The sequence below is a fragment of the Priestia sp. VA7 genome, assembly GCF_055710015.1.
In genome coordinates this window covers 449,086-470,265 of the sequence record NZ_JBVQPN010000001.1, presented here as the reverse complement: position 1 = coordinate 470,265, position 21,180 = coordinate 449,086, and the positions used below count along the sequence as shown (strand labels likewise).

At 40.2% G+C, this 21,180-nt stretch carries 19 protein-coding genes; 1 reads left to right on the top strand and 18 read right to left on the bottom strand.

Annotated features, from left to right (window positions below; translation table 11 throughout):
* Positions 1-6 precede the first annotated feature (6 nt).
* The 4 genes from AC0C45_RS02490 to mce form a co-directional block, all read right to left on the bottom strand.
* Positions 7-1,368: an NAD(P)-dependent oxidoreductase gene (locus tag AC0C45_RS02490; protein ID WP_237892947.1), complete on the bottom strand. Its 1,362-nt coding sequence runs from the start codon at positions 1,366-1,368 to the stop codon at positions 7-9.
* A gap of 225 nt (positions 1,369-1,593) precedes the next feature.
* Positions 1,594-2,712 (bottom strand): tripeptidase T, encoded by a 1,119-nt coding sequence (locus AC0C45_RS02485; RefSeq protein WP_050688173.1) that lies wholly within the window; start codon positions 2,710-2,712, stop codon positions 1,594-1,596.
* Between the two features lie 25 nt (positions 2,713-2,737).
* Positions 2,738-4,288, bottom strand: a complete 1,551-nt coding sequence (locus AC0C45_RS02480) for an acyl-CoA carboxylase subunit beta (protein WP_028411572.1) — start codon at positions 4,286-4,288, stop codon at positions 2,738-2,740.
* Positions 4,281-4,706, bottom strand: a complete 426-nt coding sequence (gene mce / locus AC0C45_RS02475) for a methylmalonyl-CoA epimerase (RefSeq protein ID WP_028411573.1) — start codon at positions 4,704-4,706, stop codon at positions 4,281-4,283. The genes AC0C45_RS02480 and mce overlap by 8 nt, the downstream gene beginning before the upstream one ends.
* 148 nt (positions 4,707-4,854) lie before the next feature.
* Between mce and prli42 the strand changes: the two genes are divergently transcribed.
* Positions 4,855-4,950 carry a stressosome-associated protein Prli42 gene (prli42, locus tag AC0C45_RS02470; RefSeq protein WP_149917156.1) on the top strand — a complete coding sequence of 32 codons (96 nt, stop codon included), beginning with the start codon at positions 4,855-4,857 and terminating at the stop codon, positions 4,948-4,950.
* A 74-nt stretch (positions 4,951-5,024) separates the two neighbouring features.
* Here prli42 and AC0C45_RS02465 read toward each other — a convergent pair whose 3' ends face one another.
* The 14 genes from AC0C45_RS02465 to buk all read right to left on the bottom strand — a co-directional run bounded on the left by AC0C45_RS02465 (position 5,025) and on the right by buk (position 21,145).
* Positions 5,025-5,549, bottom strand: a complete 525-nt coding sequence (locus AC0C45_RS02465) for a L,D-transpeptidase (RefSeq protein ID WP_034648976.1) — start codon at positions 5,547-5,549, stop codon at positions 5,025-5,027.
* A 98-nt stretch (positions 5,550-5,647) separates the two neighbouring features.
* The gene (locus AC0C45_RS02460; protein ID WP_013059112.1) at positions 5,648-6,598 is read right to left on the bottom strand and encodes an aromatic acid exporter family protein; all 951 of its coding nucleotides are present in this window, start codon (positions 6,596-6,598) and stop codon (positions 5,648-5,650) included.
* A gap of 159 nt (positions 6,599-6,757) precedes the next feature.
* The gene (locus AC0C45_RS02455; protein WP_013059113.1) at positions 6,758-7,480 is read right to left on the bottom strand and encodes an amino acid ABC transporter ATP-binding protein; all 723 of its coding nucleotides are present in this window, start codon (positions 7,478-7,480) and stop codon (positions 6,758-6,760) included.
* Positions 7,473-8,132 carry an amino acid ABC transporter permease gene (locus AC0C45_RS02450; protein ID WP_013059114.1) on the bottom strand — a complete coding sequence of 220 codons (660 nt, stop codon included), beginning with the start codon at positions 8,130-8,132 and terminating at the stop codon, positions 7,473-7,475. Before AC0C45_RS02450 ends, AC0C45_RS02455 begins: the two co-directional genes overlap by 8 nt.
* 31 nt (positions 8,133-8,163) lie before the next feature.
* Positions 8,164-8,967: a transporter substrate-binding domain-containing protein gene (locus AC0C45_RS02445; protein WP_026106695.1), complete on the bottom strand. Its 804-nt coding sequence runs from the start codon at positions 8,965-8,967 to the stop codon at positions 8,164-8,166.
* A 281-nt stretch (positions 8,968-9,248) separates the two neighbouring features.
* Positions 9,249-9,686, bottom strand: coding sequence for a BrxA/BrxB family bacilliredoxin (locus AC0C45_RS02440; RefSeq protein ID WP_013084970.1), 438 nt, complete (start codon positions 9,684-9,686; stop codon positions 9,249-9,251).
* Positions 9,687-9,879: 193 nt separating this feature from the next.
* Entirely contained in the window at positions 9,880-10,875 is a 996-nt protein-coding gene (gene meaB / locus AC0C45_RS02435; RefSeq protein ID WP_257061278.1) for a methylmalonyl Co-A mutase-associated GTPase MeaB, read from the bottom strand.
* A 16-nt stretch (positions 10,876-10,891) separates the two neighbouring features.
* Complete coding sequence (gene scpA / locus AC0C45_RS02430; RefSeq protein ID WP_472927893.1) at positions 10,892-13,042, bottom strand: methylmalonyl-CoA mutase; 2,151 nt, start codon at positions 13,040-13,042, stop codon at positions 10,892-10,894.
* Complete coding sequence (locus AC0C45_RS02425) at positions 13,035-15,071, bottom strand: methylmalonyl-CoA mutase family protein (protein ID WP_047932150.1); 2,037 nt, start codon at positions 15,069-15,071, stop codon at positions 13,035-13,037. The genes scpA and AC0C45_RS02425 overlap by 8 nt, the downstream gene beginning before the upstream one ends.
* 260 nt (positions 15,072-15,331) lie before the next feature.
* Positions 15,332-16,591: a dihydrolipoamide acetyltransferase family protein gene (locus AC0C45_RS02420; protein ID WP_013059120.1), complete on the bottom strand. Its 1,260-nt coding sequence runs from the start codon at positions 16,589-16,591 to the stop codon at positions 15,332-15,334.
* A 15-nt stretch (positions 16,592-16,606) separates the two neighbouring features.
* Positions 16,607-17,590, bottom strand: coding sequence for an alpha-ketoacid dehydrogenase subunit beta (locus tag AC0C45_RS02415; RefSeq protein ID WP_047932151.1), 984 nt, complete (start codon positions 17,588-17,590; stop codon positions 16,607-16,609).
* Between the two features lie 12 nt (positions 17,591-17,602).
* Complete coding sequence (locus tag AC0C45_RS02410) at positions 17,603-18,595, bottom strand: thiamine pyrophosphate-dependent dehydrogenase E1 component subunit alpha (RefSeq protein ID WP_013084976.1); 993 nt, start codon at positions 18,593-18,595, stop codon at positions 17,603-17,605.
* A gap of 20 nt (positions 18,596-18,615) precedes the next feature.
* Positions 18,616-20,037, bottom strand: a complete 1,422-nt coding sequence (gene lpdA / locus AC0C45_RS02405; RefSeq protein ID WP_034648963.1) for a dihydrolipoyl dehydrogenase — start codon at positions 20,035-20,037, stop codon at positions 18,616-18,618.
* 28 nt (positions 20,038-20,065) lie between these two features.
* On the bottom strand, positions 20,066-21,145 hold the full coding sequence (buk, locus tag AC0C45_RS02400) for a butyrate kinase (RefSeq protein ID WP_370511583.1): 1,080 nt from the start codon (positions 21,143-21,145) through the stop codon (positions 20,066-20,068).
* Positions 21,146-21,180 lie beyond the last annotated feature (35 nt).

The window sequence follows — 21,180 nt, the reverse complement described above, 5'->3', positions numbered from 1 at the left end:
CTGATTTTAAGCTGTTTCCATTGTTTCTTTTGTTAACTGCATATGAATATTTAACGCCGTTTGTTTTCCTTGCTGAGCAGCGGTCACAACCATTGCTTCTCCCTGCCCTTTACCAAAAATAACGTCTCCGCAAGCAAATACTTTTGGATTTGATGTTTGAAACGTCTCTTGATTAATTAAGACAACTCCGTCTTCATGATGCAGCTGAAATTGTTGAATCAAAGACAGGTACCGTTCTTGACCAATTGCTTTAACAACAGCATCGACTGGAATGGTAAACGTTGAACCTTCAACAGGAACAGGCTTTCTTCGGCCGTCTGCATCTGGATCTGTTAGAGTCATTTTTACACATTCAATCCCGCTCACCTTACCATTTTCATCTCCAATAATTCGTATAGGAGCCGTTAACCAGCGGAATTCAACACCATCTTGTTTTGCAAATTCAAATTCAAAATCATAAGCCGTCATTTCTTCTCGTGTACGACGGTATAAAATTTGAACATTTTCAGCCCCCAAGCGCACGGAACATGTAGCACCATCAATCGCAGTATTTCCCGCACCAATGACGGCAACACGCTTACCCACAAATTCTGTTGATAACGCTTCTGACTTCGTTTTTTTCACAAAATCAATCGCATCATACACACCGTCTAGCTCTTCACCTTCAACATGTAGGGAAGGCACCTTGCTCATACCAATAGCTAATACAACCGCGTCATACGACTGCAGCAATTCGCTCGGAAGAATATCTTCTCCAATTCTTACGTTTGTTTTAATTTTTACATCTAATCTTTTTACTTGTTCAACTTCCCAGAATGAAATCGCTTGAGGAAGACGAAACGACACGATTCCATATGTATTTAACCCTCCTGCTTGTTTTTCCGCTTCAAAAATGGTTACATCATATCCAAATCGCGCCAGTTCTCTTGCTGCAGAGAGACCCGCCGGACCTCCACCAACAATTGCTACTTTTTTGCCGTTTGCTTTTCCTTTTTCAAACAGCACCTGTTCATTTTGAATAGCCCAATCCGTGGCGTAGCGCTGCAAATCTCCAATCATAATTGGTTTAGTTGAATGATTAAGCACGCACGCTCCTTCGCAAAGTTCATCAGTCGGACAGACTCTCGAACAGCTTGCTCCTACGGGATTAGAAGACATAATCGTTTCGGCAGACCCTTTTAAATTGCCCGATGCAATTTTTTTAATAAACGTCGGGATGTCAATTCCTGTAGGGCATGCCTGAATACAGGGTGCATCATAACAGTACAAACATCGATTAGATTCTTCGACTGCTTCTCTATTTGACAACCCTTTTTCTACTTCATTAAAGTTTTGAATGATGGACTGCAAACTTTCCTGTGATCGCATTGCATCAACCTCCCAAGGATATCTGTTGATAAAGCTCAAATTGAAAGCGCTTACATATTTTTTATATACGTTATTTTCAACTTCTACTTTGGTAAAATGTATTACTAACTTTATTGTACAAAACGACCGTCTTTTCTTCATTATACATTATGTTAAAAAATTCAGACTATTTACTATTCACTATGTAAAAAGCCTTGCTTTTATATAAAAGCAAGGCTGCAACTATTATTTTGCTACTTCTTTAATAATCGACACTACTAGTTCAGATGTCTTCACCAGTTCTTCTACCGGAATTTTTTCATTTGTTGTATGAATGTCTTCATAACCAACTGCTAAATTTACTGTTGGAATATCAAAGCCTGCGATTACATTTGCATCGCTTCCGCCTCCGCTTTGAAGCAGGCGTGAAGGACGATCGATATTAGCCACGGCTTTTTTAGCAACTTCGACAACATGATCTCCCTCACCGAATTTAAAGCCTGGATACATCACTTTAATATCAACTTCTGCACGTCCGCCCATTTCTTGTGCAGCTGTTTCAAACGCTTCTTTCATTTTCGCTACTTGTGCTTCCATTTTTTCTGGAATTAATGAACGAGCTTCTGCTAAAATATCGACGCGGTCACACACGATATTCGTTTGCGTTCCACCTTCAAAACGTCCAATATTCGCTGTAGTCTCTTCATCAATACGTCCAAGCGGCATTTTAGAAATGGCTCTTGAAGCAATCGTAATAGCAGAAACGCCTCGTTCAGGAGCTACACCCGCATGAGCTGTTTTTCCATAAATTGTTGCATTTACTTTTGCTTGCGTCGGCGCAGCAACAATAATGTCTCCCACTTTGCCATCGCTATCTAAAGCATAGCCGAATTTTGCCGTTACGAGACTAGAATCAAGAGCTTTAGCACCCACTAAGCCAGATTCTTCTCCTACTGTAATAATAAATTCAATTTTGCCGTGCGCGATATTTTCTTCTTTTAATACGGTAATGGCTTCTAGCATTGCTGCTAAGCCTGCTTTATCATCCGCTCCAAGAATTGTCGTGCCGTCACTTTTAATATAGCCATCTTCAATAGACGGTTTAATACCGTTTCCAGGTACGACTGTATCCATATGAGAAGTAAAGTAGATTGTGTCTACTCCTTCTTTTGTAGCTGGCAGTGTGCAGATTAAGTTGTTGGCTCCGTGTCCGGTTTTTTCTTTGGCATCATCTTCTACTACTTCGACGCCTAATGCAGTAAATTTTTCTTTTAGTACAACAGCAATTTTTTCTTCATGCTTTGTTTCTGAGTCTACTTGTACTAATTCAATAAATAAATCAACGATTCGTTGTTCATTAATCATAATATGTAATCCCTCCAAAAATAACCTACAATGGTATGTTACCATGTTTTTTTGCTGGACGCTCTTCCTTTTTATTGTGCAACATTTCAAGCGCTTGTATTAATTTTATTCGTGTTTCCCGAGGATCAATAACATCATCCACCATTCCAGCGCTTGCTGCTACGTAAGGATTAGCAAATTTCTCGCGATACTGTTCAATTTTTTCATGTCTTGTTTCATCTGGGTTTTCACTGCCTCGAATGTCGTTTGCAAAGATAATATTTGCAGCACCTTGAGGACCCATAACAGCGATTTCTGCATTCGGCCACGAATACACAAGGTCCGCTCCAATCGATTTACTATTTAAAGCTACGTATGCACCTCCGTACGCCTTTCGCAAAATCACTGTGATTTTCGGAACGGTAGCTTCGGAGTATGCATATAAAATTTTAGCACCATGACGTATAATTCCGCCATGTTCCTGCTTGATACCTGGGAAAAAACCTGTAACATCTTCAAATGTAATAAGTGGGATATTAAATGAATCGCAAAATCGAATAAACCTTGCTGCTTTATCTGAGGAGTTAATATCTAAACTGCCTGCCATTACTTTAGGCTGGTTACACACAAGTCCGACAACTTTTCCATCTATGCGAGCAAAACCAATGACAATATTTCTTGCAAAGTCTTTTTGCACTTCAAAAAATGAGCGCTCGTCCACTACTTGCTGAATAACTTGACGCACATCGTAAGGGCGCACGGCATCAAACGGGACAACGTCTAATAAATCCGGACGATAATGATCAGACTCTGCTTTTGAGGCTAAAGGAGGCTGCTCTTGACTAGACTGAGGAAGATAGCTTAAGAGCGTTCGTACTTGTTCTAGCACCTCTTGTTCTGTTGCACCTCTAAAATGGGCATTACCGCTAATTTCGTTATGAACAGCTGCTCCTCCAAGATTTTCAGAGGAAATGCTTTCTCCCGTTACCGTTTCAATTACTTTTGGTCCTGTAATGAACATTTGACTTGTTTCTTCTACCATAAAAACAAAGTCCGTAATCGCCGGTGAGTACACGGCTCCGCCTGCACAAGGACCCATAATAACAGATATTTGAGGCATCACACCCGAATAAATGGCATTTCGATAAAAAATATGACCGTATCCATCAAGAGACATGACGCCCTCTTGAATACGAGCCCCGCCTGAATCATTTAAGCCAATAAACGGCACGCCTGTTTTAGCCGCTAAGTCCATTACGTGCGCAATTTTTTTAGCATGCATTTCACCTAACGCGCCTCCGAATACTGTAAAATCTTGCGAAAACAAGTAGACTGAGCGACCATTTATCTTGCCGTAACCTGTTACTACCCCGTCTCCTGGTCCTACTTGATTATTCATACTGAAATCCGCACACCGATGTTCAATAAACGGATTTAATTCGACAAATGTATGTTCGTCCAAAAGAATTTCAATTCGTTCGCGCGCCGTTAGCTTTCCTTTATGGTGCTGTTTTTCAATTTTTTCGTCTCCACCGCCTAACTCGATCTTCCGACGCTTATCGTACAATTCATTTAATTTATCATAAATGTCAACCATGTTTCTTCTCCTCCTCTAGTGTTTTTTCACAGAGCTCATAAAGAACACCGTTTGCTGATTTTGGATGCAAAAAAGCAATGGATGCTTCCCCTGCGCCTTTTCGCGGAACATCGTCAATCATTTGTACACCCTTTTCCTTTAACTCGTTAATCCGTTCTTCAATCGTGCGCACACCTAAAGCAACATGATGAAGACCTTCACCTCTCTTTTTGATAAACGCGCCGACCGCACTGTCTTCAAAGAGTGGCTCTAATAATTCAATTTTTACGTTGCCGCACTGAATAAAAGCAACTTTTACTCCTTGTTCTTCTACTTCTTCTACTTTTAATAGAGACAGTCCTAATACCTTTTCATAAAATGGGAGGCTGCCTTCAATTGATTTTACAGCTATTCCTATGTGGTCAATTCCTTTTATCACTTTCTCACCTCTTAAAAAAGCGTTTTCATTTACACATATTCTTGAAAACAAAAGAAATCTCCTGCTCGCGTATCTACAGAAAGTTGCTTGTCTAAGCAGCGGAAGACATGTAAAATAAGAAAAAAACGTGTAGGAGGACTTTGGTTGTATGTCTAATAAGAAAATCCAAAAAACCATTGTGTTTTTAATGCTTCTTGTCATGTTAATATCTACGCTTTTAGCGGGACTTGCCATGTGGTTTTAATCGGGACTGATGACGAAAAACATAGCTGCACTGCTGTTTCTGTGTGCAATGCAAACATATAAAAAGACTGGTGACTAGTCACCAGTCTTTTGCTGTATATTCACAATCCCTTTTTGGGCGGCTAACTCTTCAAAAGATTGATCTGTAGATACAATCCATACTTTTGTACCTAACGGGACTTGATCATATAGATGGCTTACTTCACGATTTTCTACGCGAATACAGCCATTCGATACATATTTACCGATGGAATCCGGCTGATTTGTACCATGAATGCCATAAATACGTCCGTCAGTCTCTCTTGCATCAAATCCAATCCACCTTACACCTAGAGGATTTTGAGGAGCGCCTCCTTCAATGTTACTTCTCCGATAATAAGGATTAACAGCTTTTACTGTTACCGTGAACTCCCCTTCGGGCGTCAGATTAACTGCTTTCCCCGTTGCTACTTTAATAATTTGTTTAATTTCTTTATTTTGAATATAAGCAAGCTCATTGCTTTGTTTATTAATAATAATATAAGGATCATTTGGCAACGGATTTTCTCCTAATGGCCAAACCGGAGATAGTAGTAAAAGGATAAAAGCAAACACATGCACGTAATCCACCACCTTACGTTAGTCCTAAGTAAAAGATAAGAGAGGTATCTCTTGTCTTATTTAGTGTTCGTAAGCAAGATAAACAACATGCATACTGTTTAACTTATTTTTAAGGTTTGTTTAATAACCAAATATTGTTCAATTTCTTTGACTACGTGCAGTAAATCGGCACGCGCTTCAAACTCTTCCCGCGTTTTGGGAAGCGGCATCTCTGCAAACGCTTCTCGTAAATGCTGAAGTTTGGCTAAAAATAGCTTTGCTGTATTACCGGGGTGGATGGATAGACTTAATTCTTCAATAAAATCGGCAATCATGTAGCGCTGTTCTACCACCAAATCAATAGCGGTAATGAGAGGAAGGGTACGCTCAATAATTTCAAGCTGTTTTTCACGAATTTTAAAATAGCGGTAATAATAATTTTCCCCACGCACAAAATGATTTTCTACATCACGAAACGCAAGGCTTTTTGCTTTTTCTAAAATTTTTACCGTATCTGCAATTTCCTTACCGTCCCAGCTGCTGTCATTGGTTCTGAGATACAGGGCAATTTCTTTTAACATCGACCGGAAATTTTCTTCAATTTCTTGCTGATACGTGCGAAGCTCTTGATCTAAACTTGGCATGTATAAATTCACAAGCAGGGCAACACCTATCCCAATTACAATTAAGCCAAGTTCATTAAAGACGATTCCCCATGTCATATTGCCTTTGGAGTAAATATGAAGCAAAATAACGGAGCTTGTAACAATGCCTGCATTAACTTTGAATATAACCGTAACCGGGATAAACAAAAGCAGCATCAGTCCTATAACAAGTGGATGATAAGCAATCCCTTCAAAGAATATAAACGAAAACAGAATGGATAAAGAACAAGCAATAAAACGATCGCTTGCACTTCGCAACGATTTTTTCTTTGAATTTTGAATGCACAAAATGGTGATAATTCCAGCTGATACAAAAAACTCGAGGTGAAAGAACTGAGCTATAATAATAGCCAGTGATGTACCGACGGCTGTTTTAATTGTCCGGTACCCAATTTTAAATTTCATTTTCTAGACTCCTACATGTTGGTTTCTTTTTAGTGTGATAAAATACTCTATTCTTTATTAACACGAATAGAAAAATAACACAACCTTAAATCTTGCTGTACTGTATAAATTCCAATAAAAAAAGTGCAGAAAAGATCGTACTCTTCCTGCACTTTTTTATTATAAAATCTTTTCTAAGAAATCTTTAGCACGCTTGCTTTTAGGAGCTGAGAAAAATTCAGCCGGAGGCGCATCTTCAACAAGGACACCGCCGTCTAAAAACAGCACACGATCCGCTACTTCTCGTGCAAATCCCATTTCATGCGTTACAATGACCATCGTCATTCCTGTTTCTGTTAGCGACTTCATTACATCTAGTACTTCTTTTACCATCTCTGGATCTAATGCTGAGGTTGGTTCGTCAAACAGCATCACTTTCGGCTCCATTGCCAGTGCTCTGGCAATAGCTACACGCTGCTTTTGACCGCCCGATAAGCGATTTGGAAACTCGTTGGCTTTTTGAGCAAGTCCCACTTTTTGGAGTAATTCTTTGCCTTTAGCAACAGCCGTTTCTCTTGACACGCCTTTTACCGTCATCGGAGCATACGTCAAATTTTCAAGCACTGTCATATGTGGAAACAAGTGAAAATGCTGAAATACCATTCCTACGTTTTCACGCACACGCATAATGTTTGTTTTTTTATCTGTAATCACTTGACCGTTAATTGAAACTACTCCGCTCGTCGGTTCTTCAAGCAGGTTCATACAGCGTAAAAAAGTAGATTTACCAGAACCAGAAGGGCCAATAACAGCTACGACTTCTTTTTCTTTAATCGTAGTTGAAATACCTTTTAAAACTTCATTTTTACCAAATGATTTGTGTAAATTTTCAACGTTAATCACCTTTTCTCATTCTCCTCTCGACTGCTTTACCAAGGAGCGTTAAGCCCATTACCATTACATAATAAATCAACCCTGCAAAAATTAACGGTTCAAGGTAGGCGAATTTTTCTCCACCTACAATGTAAGCACGGCGCATAATGTCGAGTGCTCCAATAACTGTAACGATAGCTGATTCCTTTGTTAATGTAATGAACTCATTCATTAAAGCAGGTAAAATATTTTTAAGTGCCTGTGGCAAAATAATTTGTCCCATCATGCGGCGATAAGGAATTCCTAACGCTAATGCCGCTTCACGCTGTCCTTTATCAACAGCTAAAATACCAGCGCGAATAATTTCAGATATATATGCTGCAGAGTTTAGCCCGAACGCAGCAACGGCCGCTGGAAACGGGGCAATATCAAACCCGAGCAGCTGAGGTAATCCAAAGTATATTAATAATAATTGCAATACTAGCGGTGTTCCGCGAAACACGGACGTATATGCATCCGCAAACCATTGAAGAGGTTTATTGCGGCTGATTTTACATAAAGATAAAATAACTCCCAGCACAAACCCTAAAATTGCTGAAGCTAGGACTATCTGTATCGTTACCCCTATCCCTTTTAAAATATAAGGCATAGAAGGCACGATTTGCGAAAAATCCAAATTCATGCCTAGTTCCATTCCTCTCTAACTATCATTCTTATTTTTGGTCGTCAAACCACTTAACGATTAATTTATCTAATTCACCGTTTTCTTTCATTTTCTTTAATTCACGGTTAAAGTCATTCGTTAGCTTGCTGTCTTTAGGAAATGCGATTGCTGATCCTTTACTTGAATCTGGACGTCCTGTATCAGACATTTGCAAGCTTTTGTCTTTGTTCACATACCCTTTAGCTACTGTATCTTCAATAATCGCTGCATCGATACGATTTGATTTCATTTCTTGAATTAGTTCTGGAATACGGTCACGCGTTGTTACATTTACTCCGTCAACTTCTTTTGCAATTTCTTTTGCTTCGTCTGCTTGGATAGAAGAAGTTTGTACACCGACTGTTTTCCCTTTTAGTTCTTCTGCATTTTTAATTGGCGCATCTTTCTTCGATACAATCATGTTTTTTGCTTCATAATATACGTCTGAGAAGTCCACGTTCTTTTTACGCTTTTCAGTTGGCGTCATACCAGCTAAAACTAAATCGACTTTATTAGATTGTAAAGCTGGAATTAATCCGCCAAATTCCATATCCTTCACCTGTACGTCATAGCCTAACTTTTTACCGATTGTTTTTGCTAAATCTACGTCAAATCCGATTGCTTCACTATCACCTTTTGCCGTATCAATATATTCAAATGGTGGGTAATCTGCTGATGTTCCCATTACTAGTACTTTTTTATCTTTGTCGTCGCTGCTTGCTCCGCCATTAGACGTTCCTTCTCCTGCTCCGCATGCAGCTAAAACGCCTGCTGTTAAAAGACCAATTGCCGTTACCGATAACCACTTCTTCAATTTCATCTTCGTTCCCCCTAGTTTATTCCTTACATTATTTTTTAAAAATTAATAATATTATGAAATAAGTTTTTTGCTATTGCAAGTAAATGTCGAAATTTAAATATATATTCATATAAATGTATTTTAACACAACATTATAAATATGCAATATCTTTTTTAAATATAAGTTTCACTATTTGAAAATACCTTTTCTCAACATTTTCCACTCGTTAGAAAGTCTGCATAAAGATAGGTAAAAAAACGCATAAAAAAAGAAGCCGTTCAAAACGGCTTCTCTCTTACACTTCTTCACAGTGCTGTTCGAATGCTTCTTGCAGCTTCATCACAACTGACATTGGCTCGTGGCCTTCAATTTCGTGACGCTCTACCATTGTGATAATTTTTCCGTCTTTTAATAAGGCGAAAGATGGAGATGAAGGCGGATAACCTTCGAAGTATTCGCGTGCACGTGCAGTTGCTTCTTTATCTTGCCCAGCAAATACTGTAACCAAGTTTGTTGGACGTTTATCATAATGTACAGCGTGCGCTGCAGCAGGTCTTGCAATACCTCCTGCACAACCGCAAACTGAATTCACCATTACAAGCGTTGTACCAGGCTGTTTAAACGTTTCATCTACCGCTTCAGCCGTCGTTAATTCTGTATAACCAGCAGCTGTAATTTCTTTACGGGCTTGACGAACAACGTCGTTCATAAACAAGTTAAAATCGATATTCATTTTCATACCTCCCTTTTGCTATCTATTCTTTATCATAGCAAACGAAAACTAAAAAGGCGATTGCTTTGACTCATTTTTTGTTGGTAATCAAGATTAAACAAGAAAAAAAATGGTGATACTATTTTTACAGCTAGAAAACCATACTCTTAACTCCCTAGTGTAGAAGGATCCGCATAAAATGCAGGATCCTTTTTTACATTTCTTTCATCGCCTGCTGATAGATTTTAATCAAGTGTTCGAGAGCTTCAGCCATTGTGGCATCTCCCGTCATCATTTGTTTTTCAACACCCCCTAGTTTTTGCTTAACTAAAGGATGTTCATAAAATGATTCTTGTAAATATTCATTAACACTTGCTTGTAACCATGCCTTCATTTGCTTTTGCCTTACTGTATAAAACAGATCATTTTTATTCATCCATTCCTTATAGTCACAAATTATCTTCCACAAGTCTTGAAATGATGCTTCTTCATAAGCAGAAGTTGTGATGACCTGTGGGTTCCATCCTCCAGAATGACCGTGAAGGAAGCCGATGATGCTTTCGTATTCTTTTGCAGTCACTTCTGCTTTTAGCCGGTTATCCCCGTCTGCTTTATTTACACAAATTAAATTAACCCATTCAAGCAGCCCTTTTTTAATTCCTTGCAAATCATCTCCTGCTCCGGTTAAAGCAAGCAAAACAAAGAAGTCTACCATCTCTTTTACAATCATTTCACCTTGGCCAACACCCATCGTTTCGACAAATATGATGTTATACCCAGCCGCTTCACAAAGAAAAATGGCTTCTCTCGTTTTAAGATGAACACCTCCAAGCGTTCCTTGAGAAGGTGAAGGACGGACAAAAGCATTCTCTTGTTTGGTAAGAAGCTCCATTCTCGTTTTATCTCCTAAAATACTTCCTCCAGACAAGGTACTGCTTGGATCAACTGCCAAAACTGCAACGGAATGGCCATTTTTGCATAGGTACGACCCAAATTTGTCAATCAGCGTACTTTTTCCCGCTCCGGGTACGCCTGTAAAACCAATGCGCACTGAATGCCCCGTATGAGGATAGATTTCTTTAATCAGCTGTTGTGCTATTACTTTATGCTTCGGCGCTTTACTTTCAATTAAAGTAATAGCTTGAGCTAACGCTGTTCTTTTTCCTTCAAGCAGCCCTTGTTTATAATCTTGTACCGTTTTTAATTTCACCAATTGTCTTCACCAACTATTCTTCTAACCGTTTCTTTATTTCATATAAAACGGAAACGGCCGCTTTTGGGATTACTGTTCCAGGTCCAAAGATTGCAGAAGCGCCGTGTTCTAAAAGAAATGAGTAGTCTTGTTTAGGAATAACGCCTCCGACAATAACAACGATATCGTCGCGCTCTAATTTCTTTAACTCATCAACAAGCTGCGGCAGTAACGTTTTATGCCCGGCTGCCAAAGAGCTTATGCCAATCACATGTACGTCGTTTTCTACAGCTTGCCTTGCTGTTTCTTGAGGCGTTTGAAATAAAGGACCGATATCAACATCAAATCCAAGGTCAGCAAAGGCTGTTGAAATAACTTTCGATCCTCTGTCGTGACCGTCTTGCCCCATTTTTGCGACTAAAATTCTTGGGCGTCTTCCTTCTTCCTCTAAAAATTCAGCCGTGAGCTTTCGAACTTCTTCGATTTGATCTCGATGCACAAACTCCCCACTGTATACCCCGCTGACTGACTTAGAAGTAGCCTGGTGTCTTCCAGCCACTTTCTCAATAGCTTCTGAAATTTCACCTAGTGTAGCTCTAGCTCTCGCAGCTTCAACCGCAAAAGCAAGGAGATTCCCTTCACCTGTTTTGGCACAATTGGTAAGTCGATTAAGCGCTTCGATTACCGCTTGTTCGTCACGTTCACTGCGTATTTTCTTTAACTTTTCCAGCTGCTTCATTCGAACTGCTGTGTTATCAATATCAAGAATATCAAGCGGTTCTTCTTGCTCCGGCTGAAACTGATTCACACCTACAATAATTTCTGCCTGCGAGTCTATTCTTGCTTGTCTGCGCGCAGCGGCTTCTTCTATCTTCATTTTAGGTACGCCTGCTTCTATTGCTTTTGTCATTCCGCCGAGCTTCTCTATTTCCTCAAGGTGCTTCCACGCTTTTATCATTAATTCATTCGTTAATGATTCCACATAATAAGAGCCTCCCCAAGGATCAATAACGGAACAAATCTCCGTTTCATTTTGTAAATAAAGCTGCGTATTTCGGGCAATTCTAGCTGAAAAATCAGTTGGAAGAGCAATCGCTTCATCCAGTGCGTTTGTATGAAGCGACTGCGTATGTCCTGATACTGCAGCCAAAGCTTCGACGCATGTTCTAATAACATTATTAAATGGATCCTGCTCCGTTAAGCTCCAGCCGGACGTTTGAGAATGCGTTCTAAGAGCTAAAGATTTAGGATTATCCGGCTCAAACTGCTTCATTAGTTTTGCCCATAGCAGCCTCCCTGCTCTCATTTTCGCTACTTCCATAAAATAGTTCATTCCAATTGCCCAGAAAAAGGATAGCCTCGGAGCAAATGCGTCAATTGTAATTCCCGCTTTCAAGCCGGTTCGTACATATTCAAGTCCATCTGCAAGCGTATAAGCAAGCTCTAAGTCTGCTGGAGCACCTGCTTCTTGCATATGATAGCCTGATATACTGATACTGTTAAATTTCGGCATGTACTCCGCTGTATATTTAAAAATATCCGCAATGATTCGCATTGACATCTCAGGAGGATAAATATACGTATTGCGCACCATATATTCTTTTAAAATATCATTTTGAATCGTTCCAGCCAGCTTTTCTTTTTTTACGCCTTGTTCTTCAGCTGTTACGATGTAGAAAGCTAAAATAGGAAGCACCGCCCCGTTCATTGTCATCGACACAGACATTTGATCAAGCGGAATCCCTTCAAACAGCTGCTTCATATCTATCATTGAATCAATTGCCACACCTGCTTTCCCTACATCTCCAACAACTCTTGGATGATCAGAGTCGTAGCCGCGGTGGGTAGCAAGATCAAAAGCAACAGACAGCCCTTTTTGTCCAGCAGCTAGGTTTCGGCGGTAAAAGGCATTGCTTTCCTCCGCCGTTGAGTATCCTGCATACTGCCTAATAGTCCAAGGCCGATTCACATACATCGTTGCATACGGTCCTCTCACAAACGGTGGGACACCAGGTGCAAAGTGAATAAAATCGAGGCTATCTCTGTCTTTTTTTGTATATACTGATTTTAATTCAATTTGTTCATTTGTTTGAAAAGCAGTGAATGAACTTTGAGTCACGTCATCTTCCCTTTGCTGCTTTGAAAATGATAATGGAATATTAGAAAAAGAAGGCTTTTTATACATGAACTTCTACCTCCAAAGCACATAATAACTTCTTAACGCATTGAATAACATTCGTCTTAGGATGTATGACGCTCATTACACCTTTTTGCTGCCACTGCGTTTTGCGTGATACATGTTCTTCCCCTACTACGTACACATAAACGGAATCTTCCTCAAAATAAGTCATCGCTTTTGTTAAGAGCTTTTCCACGAGTTCATCACTTCCACAGATCACATATGCTTCGTGCTTTTGTTCATTCATCCAATCTGCTATCTCGACATAGGAATCTATGTTTTTAATTGTTTCACACGCAAAGCCTGCACTTTCAAATAAAGATCGGGCAATCTCAGCTTTTTTACGGCTGTTAGGATCGGTGAGCTCCATAATGCCAATGCTCATTCCCTTTGTATAAACCCGTATTTTTTCAAACTTCTCTGCTGCTCTCCACTTAGTGAGCGGCACAACACTGTCAGGCTGTGTCTGCTTCGCCATTTGTTTTAGCATCCACCCTGCTGTTACCCCTTTAGATGCTAGCTTTGTATAATCCTCTAGGGAAAGATTTGATGAAAATTCCGAAGCGTTCTGATCACTGTATTTATCCATTTTTATTTCTTCTTTTCTAAACGGCGTGCTTTGTATCTCTTGAGATACATCCTGTTGCTTAGGAGCATAGTGTGTGACTCCGATCAAGCGCTCAATTCGGCACTCTATATTCTCTTGTCTTTTTACTTTCATTTGTTCAACTTCATCTTGAATTCGCCCTTGTTTTAAAGCTTCTTCCATTCCGCCGTGGTCTTCAATGTTGCCAAATAACTCCCAAGCTTTTGTCATTAATTCATGTGTGTAGGCTTCAACGTACCAAGAGCCTCCGGCAGGATCCGTTACTTTTGATATATGTGTTTCGTGCTGCAAAATTAAGTGAGTGTTACGGGCAAGGCGATGAGCGAACTGAGAAGATGAAGACGTGACAGAATCATATGGCTCAATATGCAGACTATCCGCTCCTCCTACAATAGAAGCAAATGCTTGAACCGTGTTCCTTAATGCATTTGTATACATGTCTTCTTTAGACTGTGTAAGATGTGACGTTTCTGTATGGATAAACGGCACTGAAACGGCCGTGTCATCAAAAGCACGAACCACATTTGCCCAAAGCATGCGAAAAGCACGAAGTTTTGATATTTCCATAAATAAATGTGAGCTAACTGAAAAAGAAAAGGTCATATGAGGTAAAACTTGATGTAAGGACAAACCGCGTTTTATGCATTCATCAATATACTGCACACCTGTAGCAAGCATGTAAGCTAGTTCTTGAACAGCGTTTGCACCGCTGTTATGGTAAGGAATGCTTGATACAATGATCGTTTTGAGCTCTGGAACATTACTGTGAGCCAAACGCGTTGCGTAAGCTAAATGATCGTATAAATCTCGAGTAGAAAGTGGAACTCTTCCATATTCAGCAAGGGTGCCGAGCGGATCCATTCCAACCGTTCCTTTTAGCTGTCTCATATTAAAGTTATGATCAACACAGTATGCTTTTAGAAACGAAAGAAGCGGAACGGATGTACATCCCGTATTTAAAAATAAAGGCACCGCTTCAAGAGCTACATGCTGAAACAAATGAGCAACATCCTCTAAGGTAGAAATTGTAGTGCCTGAGGCTACTTCAGCTTCAGTTGCTTCATCAGCGTCTTTCCCTTGCCTCATTGCTTCACTGCATGTAAAAGCGGCCGTATTTTGTCCATTTCTCAAACTGTGTAAAAGAAGTTTATTGCTTTCTTTAATAGAAGGTAAGTCGATTTTTTGGGTGATTTCCCATTCCCCTAGTATGTATGATTCTTTACCGGCTCCTCTTAAACAATCTATTCCCGCCGGACTCTGCTGTAAGTAGTCTAAATGTGCCGTATCACTTTCGAAATAAAGCGGTTTCAAAAAGATATTTTCCAACGTTTCTTTTGAAGAGATCGCGGTATTTTTGCTAACTTCCTGTGCCCAATCTTCTTTAGGTGTACGTGTAAATTCATGAAATGATAATGTATTTGTTTTCATTTCCATGCCCCTTTACAGTTAATAGCTGCCTGCTAAACCGAGATGATTACACTTTGAAGTTTGATGATTCTTCTTTTATTTTAATACATCTTTTACAAATTGTTCAATCATTGCTTCAAAATAAAAAGAGGCCGAGACATAATTAACCTACGTTTACCATCACCATAAAAAAATCCGAACGAGTTGGATTCTCTTTCAAGAATCTCAATTCATCGTTCGGATCTTCCTTCAGCTAAAATATTTTTGTGCCAGCCTCTGTTTTAATAGACGGACGTATTCTCTTTAGAAGTAGATTCTAAAATCTCTTTAACTCTTGCCAAGAATCTGCCGCACACCAAGCCGTCTAACACGCGGTGATCAAGTGATAAACATAAGTTAACCATATCTCGAACAGCAATCATGTTATCAATAATAACCGGACGTTTTACAATAGATTCTACTTGTAAAATAGCCGCTTGCGGGTAATTAATAATCCCCATTGATTGAACGGAACCAAATGATCCTGTGTTGTTAACAGTAAACGTTCCGCCCTGCATGTCTTCAGACTTCAATGAACCCGTACGAACTTTTTGCGCGAGCTCTGTAATTTCACGCGCAATACCTTTGATTGTCTTTTCATCGGCTTGTTTAATAACCGGCACAAATAAAGCATCGTCTGTTGCAACAGCAATGGATACATTAATGTCCTTTTTCTGAACAATACGGTCTCCTGCCCACATTGAATTCATTTGAGGGAATTCTTTTAAAGCTTGAGCCACTGCTTTTACGAAGAACGCAAAATACGTTAAGTTAAAACCTTCTTTTTGTTTGAACTCCGTCTTTAATGCATCACGATAAGAAACTAAGTTCGTTACATCAACTTCAACCATTGTCCATGCATGCGGAATTTCGTGCTTGCTGCGAAGCATATTTGCTGCAATAGCTTTACGCACGCCTGTAACAGGGATTTCTTGATCTCCTGCTGCAGACACAACCGGCGCGGGCTGCTGCGTTTTTGGAGCAGCTGCTGCTACAGGTGCTTCTGGCTGAACTGTTGATGCAGGTGTTTCTTTCACTTCAGCAGCTCCGCCTTTTTCAATAACAGCTAAAATATCTTTTCTCGTAATGCGGCCGCCCGCCCCTGTTCCTGTCACGGTATCTAAATTAATATTATGCTCTTGTGATAGACGCATAACAGCTGGAGAGTATCGACTTTTATTGGATTGACTGTCCGCTGTTTTTGACGCTGATTCTTCTACAGTCTTATCAGATGTTTTCTGTTCTTTTTGAGGTACAGTTCCTTCTACTTCAATTAAACAAATCACTTCTCCTACAGGCAAAGTATCATCTTCACCTGCAATTAACTCTTTAATTGTTCCACTAAAAGAAGAAGGCACTTCAGCATTTACTTTATCCGTCATGACTTCAGCTAACGGGTCGTACTTATTTACGTGATCTCCAACAGAAACGAGCCATTTGCTAATTGTACCTTCTGTTACACTTTCACCGAGCTGCGGCATCGTAATTTTTTCAATAGCCAATTGATACAACTCCTTTTAAAATTGAGCTAATTCTCTCATTGCTTTTTCTACTTTATCGGGATTCACCATAAAATATTTTTCCATTGTTGGTGCATACGGCATAGCTGGAACATCAGGGCCAGCAAGGCGCTGAATTGGCGCATCTAAATCGAATAAGCAGTGTTCAGCAATAATAGCTGCTACTTCGCTCATGATGCTGCCTTCTTTGTTGTCTTCCGTTAAAAGCAGTACTTTACCTGTTTTAGATGCTGCTTCAATAATAGCTTCTTTATCAAGCGGATAGACCGTTCTTAAATCTAAGATGTGTGCTGAAATACCGTCTGCTTCCAGTTTTTCAGCAGCTTGAAGAGCAAAGTGTACACAAAGACCATATGTAATAACCGTGATGTCGTCTCCTTCTCTCTTTACATCTGCTTTGCCAATCGGAAGTATATAATCATTTTCAGGGACTTCTCCTTTAATCAAACGGTACGCACGCTTATGCTCAAAGAAAAGAACTGGATCATCATCACGAATAGCTGCTTTTAATAATCCCTTTACGTCATAAGGCGTAGAAGGCATCACAATCTTTAACCCTGGCGTATTGGCAAATAGGGCTTCAACAGATTGAGAATGATAAAGAGCACCGTGAACTCCACCGCCGTAAGGAGCTCGAATTGTAATTGGACAACTCCAATCATTATTAGAACGATAGCGAATTTTCGCTGCTTCTGACACAATTTGATTGACTGCAGGCATAATAAAATCAGCAAATTGCATTTCAGCAATCGGACGCATGCCGTACATTGCCGCTCCGATTCCTACGCCTGCAATAGCAGACTCTGCAAGAGGTGTGTCAATGACTCTTTCTTCCCCGAACTGTTCATATAGTCCGTTGGTCGCTTTAAATACGCCGCCTTTTTTCCCTACGTCTTCTCCTAATACAAACACGCGGGAATCTCTTTCCATTTCTTCACGAATGGCCATTGTTACTGCATCAATATATGAAATAACGGGCATATGTTCTCCTCCTTACTCACCGTACACGTATTTTAAAGCCGATTCCGCTTCTGCATAAGGAGCGTTTTCAGCATAATCTGTTGCATCATTAACGATGTTCATAATATCATCAAGCATTTGTTTTTCTCGTTCATCGGTTAACACGTTAACCTCTTTTAAATAAGTCGCAAAATACGCCAGCGGATCGCTCTTTTTAGCTTCAGACAATTCTTCTGCTCCGCGATATGCACGATCATCGTCATCACTTGAATGGGCAGTCAAACGCTCTGAAACAGTTTCAATAAGAGTAGGCCCTTCTCCTCTGGATGCACGATCTCTTGCTTCTTTTACCACTCGGTATACTTCAAGGACATCGTTTCCATCAATTGTGTAGCCTGGCATACCATACCCAATTGCACGATCAGATACTTTTGCGCATCCTAGCTGCTTTTCAACCGGAACAGAAATCGCATACTTGTTATTTTCACACATAAAGATAACAGGAAGCTTATGAACACCTGCAAAGTTCGCGCCTTCGTGGAAATCTCCTTGGTTAGAAGATCCTTCTCCAAACGTCACAAACGTTACTAAGTCTTTTTTCTCCAATCGTCCTGCTAAAGCGATTCCTACAGCATGAGGCACCTGTGTTGTAACTGGAGAAGATCCTGTTACAATTCGCTTTTCCTTATGGCCAAAGTGACCTGGCATTTGACGACCTCCTGAGTTTGGATCTTCTGCTTTAGCAAACCCAGAAAGCATTAAATCGCGCGCAGTCATTCCAAATGCTAGCACAACACCCAAATCGCGGTAATAAGGTAATATGTAATCATTCTCTCTATTTAAGGCAAAAGCTGCGCCAACTTGAGCGGCTTCCTGACCTTGACATGAAATAACAAAAGGCACCTTCCCTGCACGATTTAATAGCCACATACGCTCATCAATTTTTCGTGCAAGCAGCATAGTGCGGTACATTTCAAGTACTTGTTCATCAGTTAATCCTAATGATTCATGACGGTTTTTTGTCATGTTTAAACCTCCTTTAATCATCAAAAATGAATCGCTTTTCCATCTACAGCTAATGAAGCTTCTCCCATCGCTTCTGAAAGGCTAGGGTGAGGATGAATGGTATGAGCAATTTCCCATGGTGTAGCATCCAATACCTTTGCAAGACCTGCTTCAGAGATCATATCCGTCACGTGAGGTCCAATCATATGCACACCAAGGACATCATTTGTGTCGGCATCAGCAATAATTTTAACAAATCCCTCTGCCTCTCCATATACAAGAGCTTTTCCAACGGCCTTAAACGGAAACTTTCCAACCTTCAGCTGAAACCCTTGCTGTTTTGCTTCTTGTTCTGTTAATCCTACACTTGCTGCCTCCGGGCTGCTGTATACGCATTTAGAGATTGTTGTGTAATCAATCTTCAAAGGCTTTTCACCATGTAAATGCTCCACAGCTACAATTCCTTCGTGAGAAGCTACATGTGCAAGCTGCAGTCCGCCAATCACATCTCCAATTGCGTAGATATGAGATTCTTTCGTTTGATAAAAATCATTTGTGGCAATCACACCGTTTTCTACTACAATATCGGTATTCTCGAGACCAATTCCTTCGACATTCGCTTGACGCCCTACAGATACAAGCAGCTTTTCTGCTTCATATTCTTGCATATCGTCTCCTACTTGAGCTGAAATTTTCACCTGACCATCAATAGACAGTGTATCAGCCATTACTTTAGCAGAAGTAATAATGTTAACTCCTTTTGCTTTTAAAAGCTTCGTCATTTCACGGGAGATATCTTGATCTTCTGTTGGTAAAATTCGATCGCTGTATTCCACAACCGTTACATCAACATCAAAATCTGTGAGCATTGACGCCCATTCAATTCCAATGACGCCGCCTCCCACAATAATAATAGAAGCAGGAAGTGTTTCCATCTTTAATGCTTCATCTGAAGTGATTACTTTCTCTCCGTCAATCGTTAGACCAGGTAATGTTCTAGGACGAGACCCGGTTGCGACAATTACATTCTTTGGAATAAGCATTTCGTTTTCTTCACCGCTTTTTAATTCGACGGAGATAGTTCCTGGCATAGGAGAAAAAATAGAAGGTCCTAAAATACGTCCAATTCCTTCATATACGTCAATTTTACCTTTTTTCATTAGCTGTTTAACACCATTATGTAACTGTGAAACAATTTCTGACTTTCGTTCTTGTACACGTGCATAGTTCAATAGTACATTGGACGTTTCTACGCCAAATTCACTGCTTTTCTTAGCCGTTTGGTAGACTTCTGCACTTCTTAGTAAAGCTTTGCTTGGGATACACCCTGCGTGCAGGCATGTGCCGCCTAACTTATTTTTTTCTACAACCGCTACCGATAGACCTAACTGAGAGGCACGAATAGCTGCTACGTACCCTCCGGTTCCACCGCCGAGAATGACCAAATCATATTCTTTTGCCACACTGCTTCACACCTTTCTGCAAACGCTATTAAGCGCCTTTATATTCCTTCACTTCTTCTTCACCTGTAAGCACTCGGAGAGCCCCTTCAGCTAACGCTTGAAGCTCATTTTCTCCAGGATAAACAATGACATCTGCAATCCACTTTACATGATTAATAATCAGCTCAACAAACGCTTTTGAATAAGCAATGCCTCCTGTTAAAATAATGGCATCTACTTTTCCATGCAATACCGTACTGGCAGCTCCAATTTCCTTCGAAATTTGATAAGCCATTGCTTCATAGATAAGCTTAGCTTTTTCGTTTCCATTTTTCACTAGCGCTTCGACTTTCTGCACGTCAGATGTGCCCAAATAACCGACAAGCCCGCCTTTTCCTACAAGCATTTTCATAATCTCCTCGCGGTAATACTGACCTGAAAAGCAAAGACGAACTAATTCACCAACCGGTACACCACCAGCGCGCTCTGGACTAAAAGGACCGTCACCGTGCAGGCCATTGTTCACATCAATTACTTTTCCGCGTTGATGAACTCCGACTGTAATGCCTCCACCCATATGGGTAACAATAACGTTCATTTGTTCATATGTGCTATTCATTTCTTTAGCCACTTTTCGAGCAACCGATTTTTGATTCAGCGCGTGAAAGATGCTTTTCCTTTCCATAAAAGGAGTTCCTGAGATACGAGCGATGTCACTTAGCTCATCTACCACCACTGGATCAACAATGTATGCTGGAATATTTAATCCAGACGCAATCTCAAATGCTAAAATCCCGCCTAAATTTGAAGCATGATGGCCGGCATAACCGTCTTTTAAATCTTTGAGCATGGCTTGATTTACTTCGTATGTGCCGCCTTCAATCGGGCGTAAAAGCCCTCCTCTTCCACATACTGCACTTAATTTAGATAAATTAATCCCTTCTTCATCAAGTGCCTCTAAAATCGAGTTTTTACGGAACTCATACTGTGCATATATCGTCTCAAACTGATTCATTTGCTGTGAATCGTAGCGGATTGTTCGATCAAAAATTGGTTTATCGTTGTGAAACACGCCAATTTTTGTGGACGTTGAACCCGGATTTATTATCAGCATTCGATATTCGTGCATATCCAACAAATGTCCTCCTACCTTATCATTCTCAT

Excerpts from the sequence above, each read along its gene's own strand:
- AC0C45_RS02410 (WP_013084976.1), bottom strand. The coding sequence starts at position 18,595 with ATGACAAAAAACCGTCATGAATCATTAGGATTAACTGATGAACAAGTA.
- AC0C45_RS02450 (WP_013059114.1), bottom strand. The coding sequence starts at position 8,132 with ATGAATTTGGATTTTTCGCAAATCGTGCCTTCTATGCCTTATATTTTA.
- AC0C45_RS02440 (WP_013084970.1), bottom strand. The coding sequence starts at position 9,686 with ATGAATATCGATTTTAACTTGTTTATGAACGACGTTGTTCGTCAAGCC.
- AC0C45_RS02425 (WP_047932150.1), bottom strand. The coding sequence starts at position 15,071 with ATGAAAACAAATACATTATCATTTCATGAATTTACACGTACACCTAAA.
- buk (WP_370511583.1), bottom strand. The coding sequence starts at position 21,145 with ATGCACGAATATCGAATGCTGATAATAAATCCGGGTTCAACGTCCACA.
- AC0C45_RS02460 (WP_013059112.1), bottom strand. The coding sequence starts at position 6,598 with ATGAAATTTAAAATTGGGTACCGGACAATTAAAACAGCCGTCGGTACA.
- AC0C45_RS02480 (WP_028411572.1), bottom strand. The coding sequence starts at position 4,288 with ATGGTTGACATTTATGATAAATTAAATGAATTGTACGATAAGCGTCGG.
- AC0C45_RS02490 (WP_237892947.1), bottom strand. The coding sequence starts at position 1,368 with ATGCGATCACAGGAAAGTTTGCAGTCCATCATTCAAAACTTTAATGAA.
- AC0C45_RS02485 (WP_050688173.1), bottom strand. The coding sequence starts at position 2,712 with ATGATTAATGAACAACGAATCGTTGATTTATTTATTGAATTAGTACAA.
- scpA (WP_472927893.1), bottom strand. The coding sequence starts at position 13,042 with ATGTATAAAAAGCCTTCTTTTTCTAATATTCCATTATCATTTTCAAAG.
- prli42 (WP_149917156.1), top strand. The coding sequence starts at position 4,855 with ATGTCTAATAAGAAAATCCAAAAAACCATTGTGTTTTTAATGCTTCTT.
- AC0C45_RS02415 (WP_047932151.1), bottom strand. The coding sequence starts at position 17,590 with ATGCCCGTTATTTCATATATTGATGCAGTAACAATGGCCATTCGTGAA.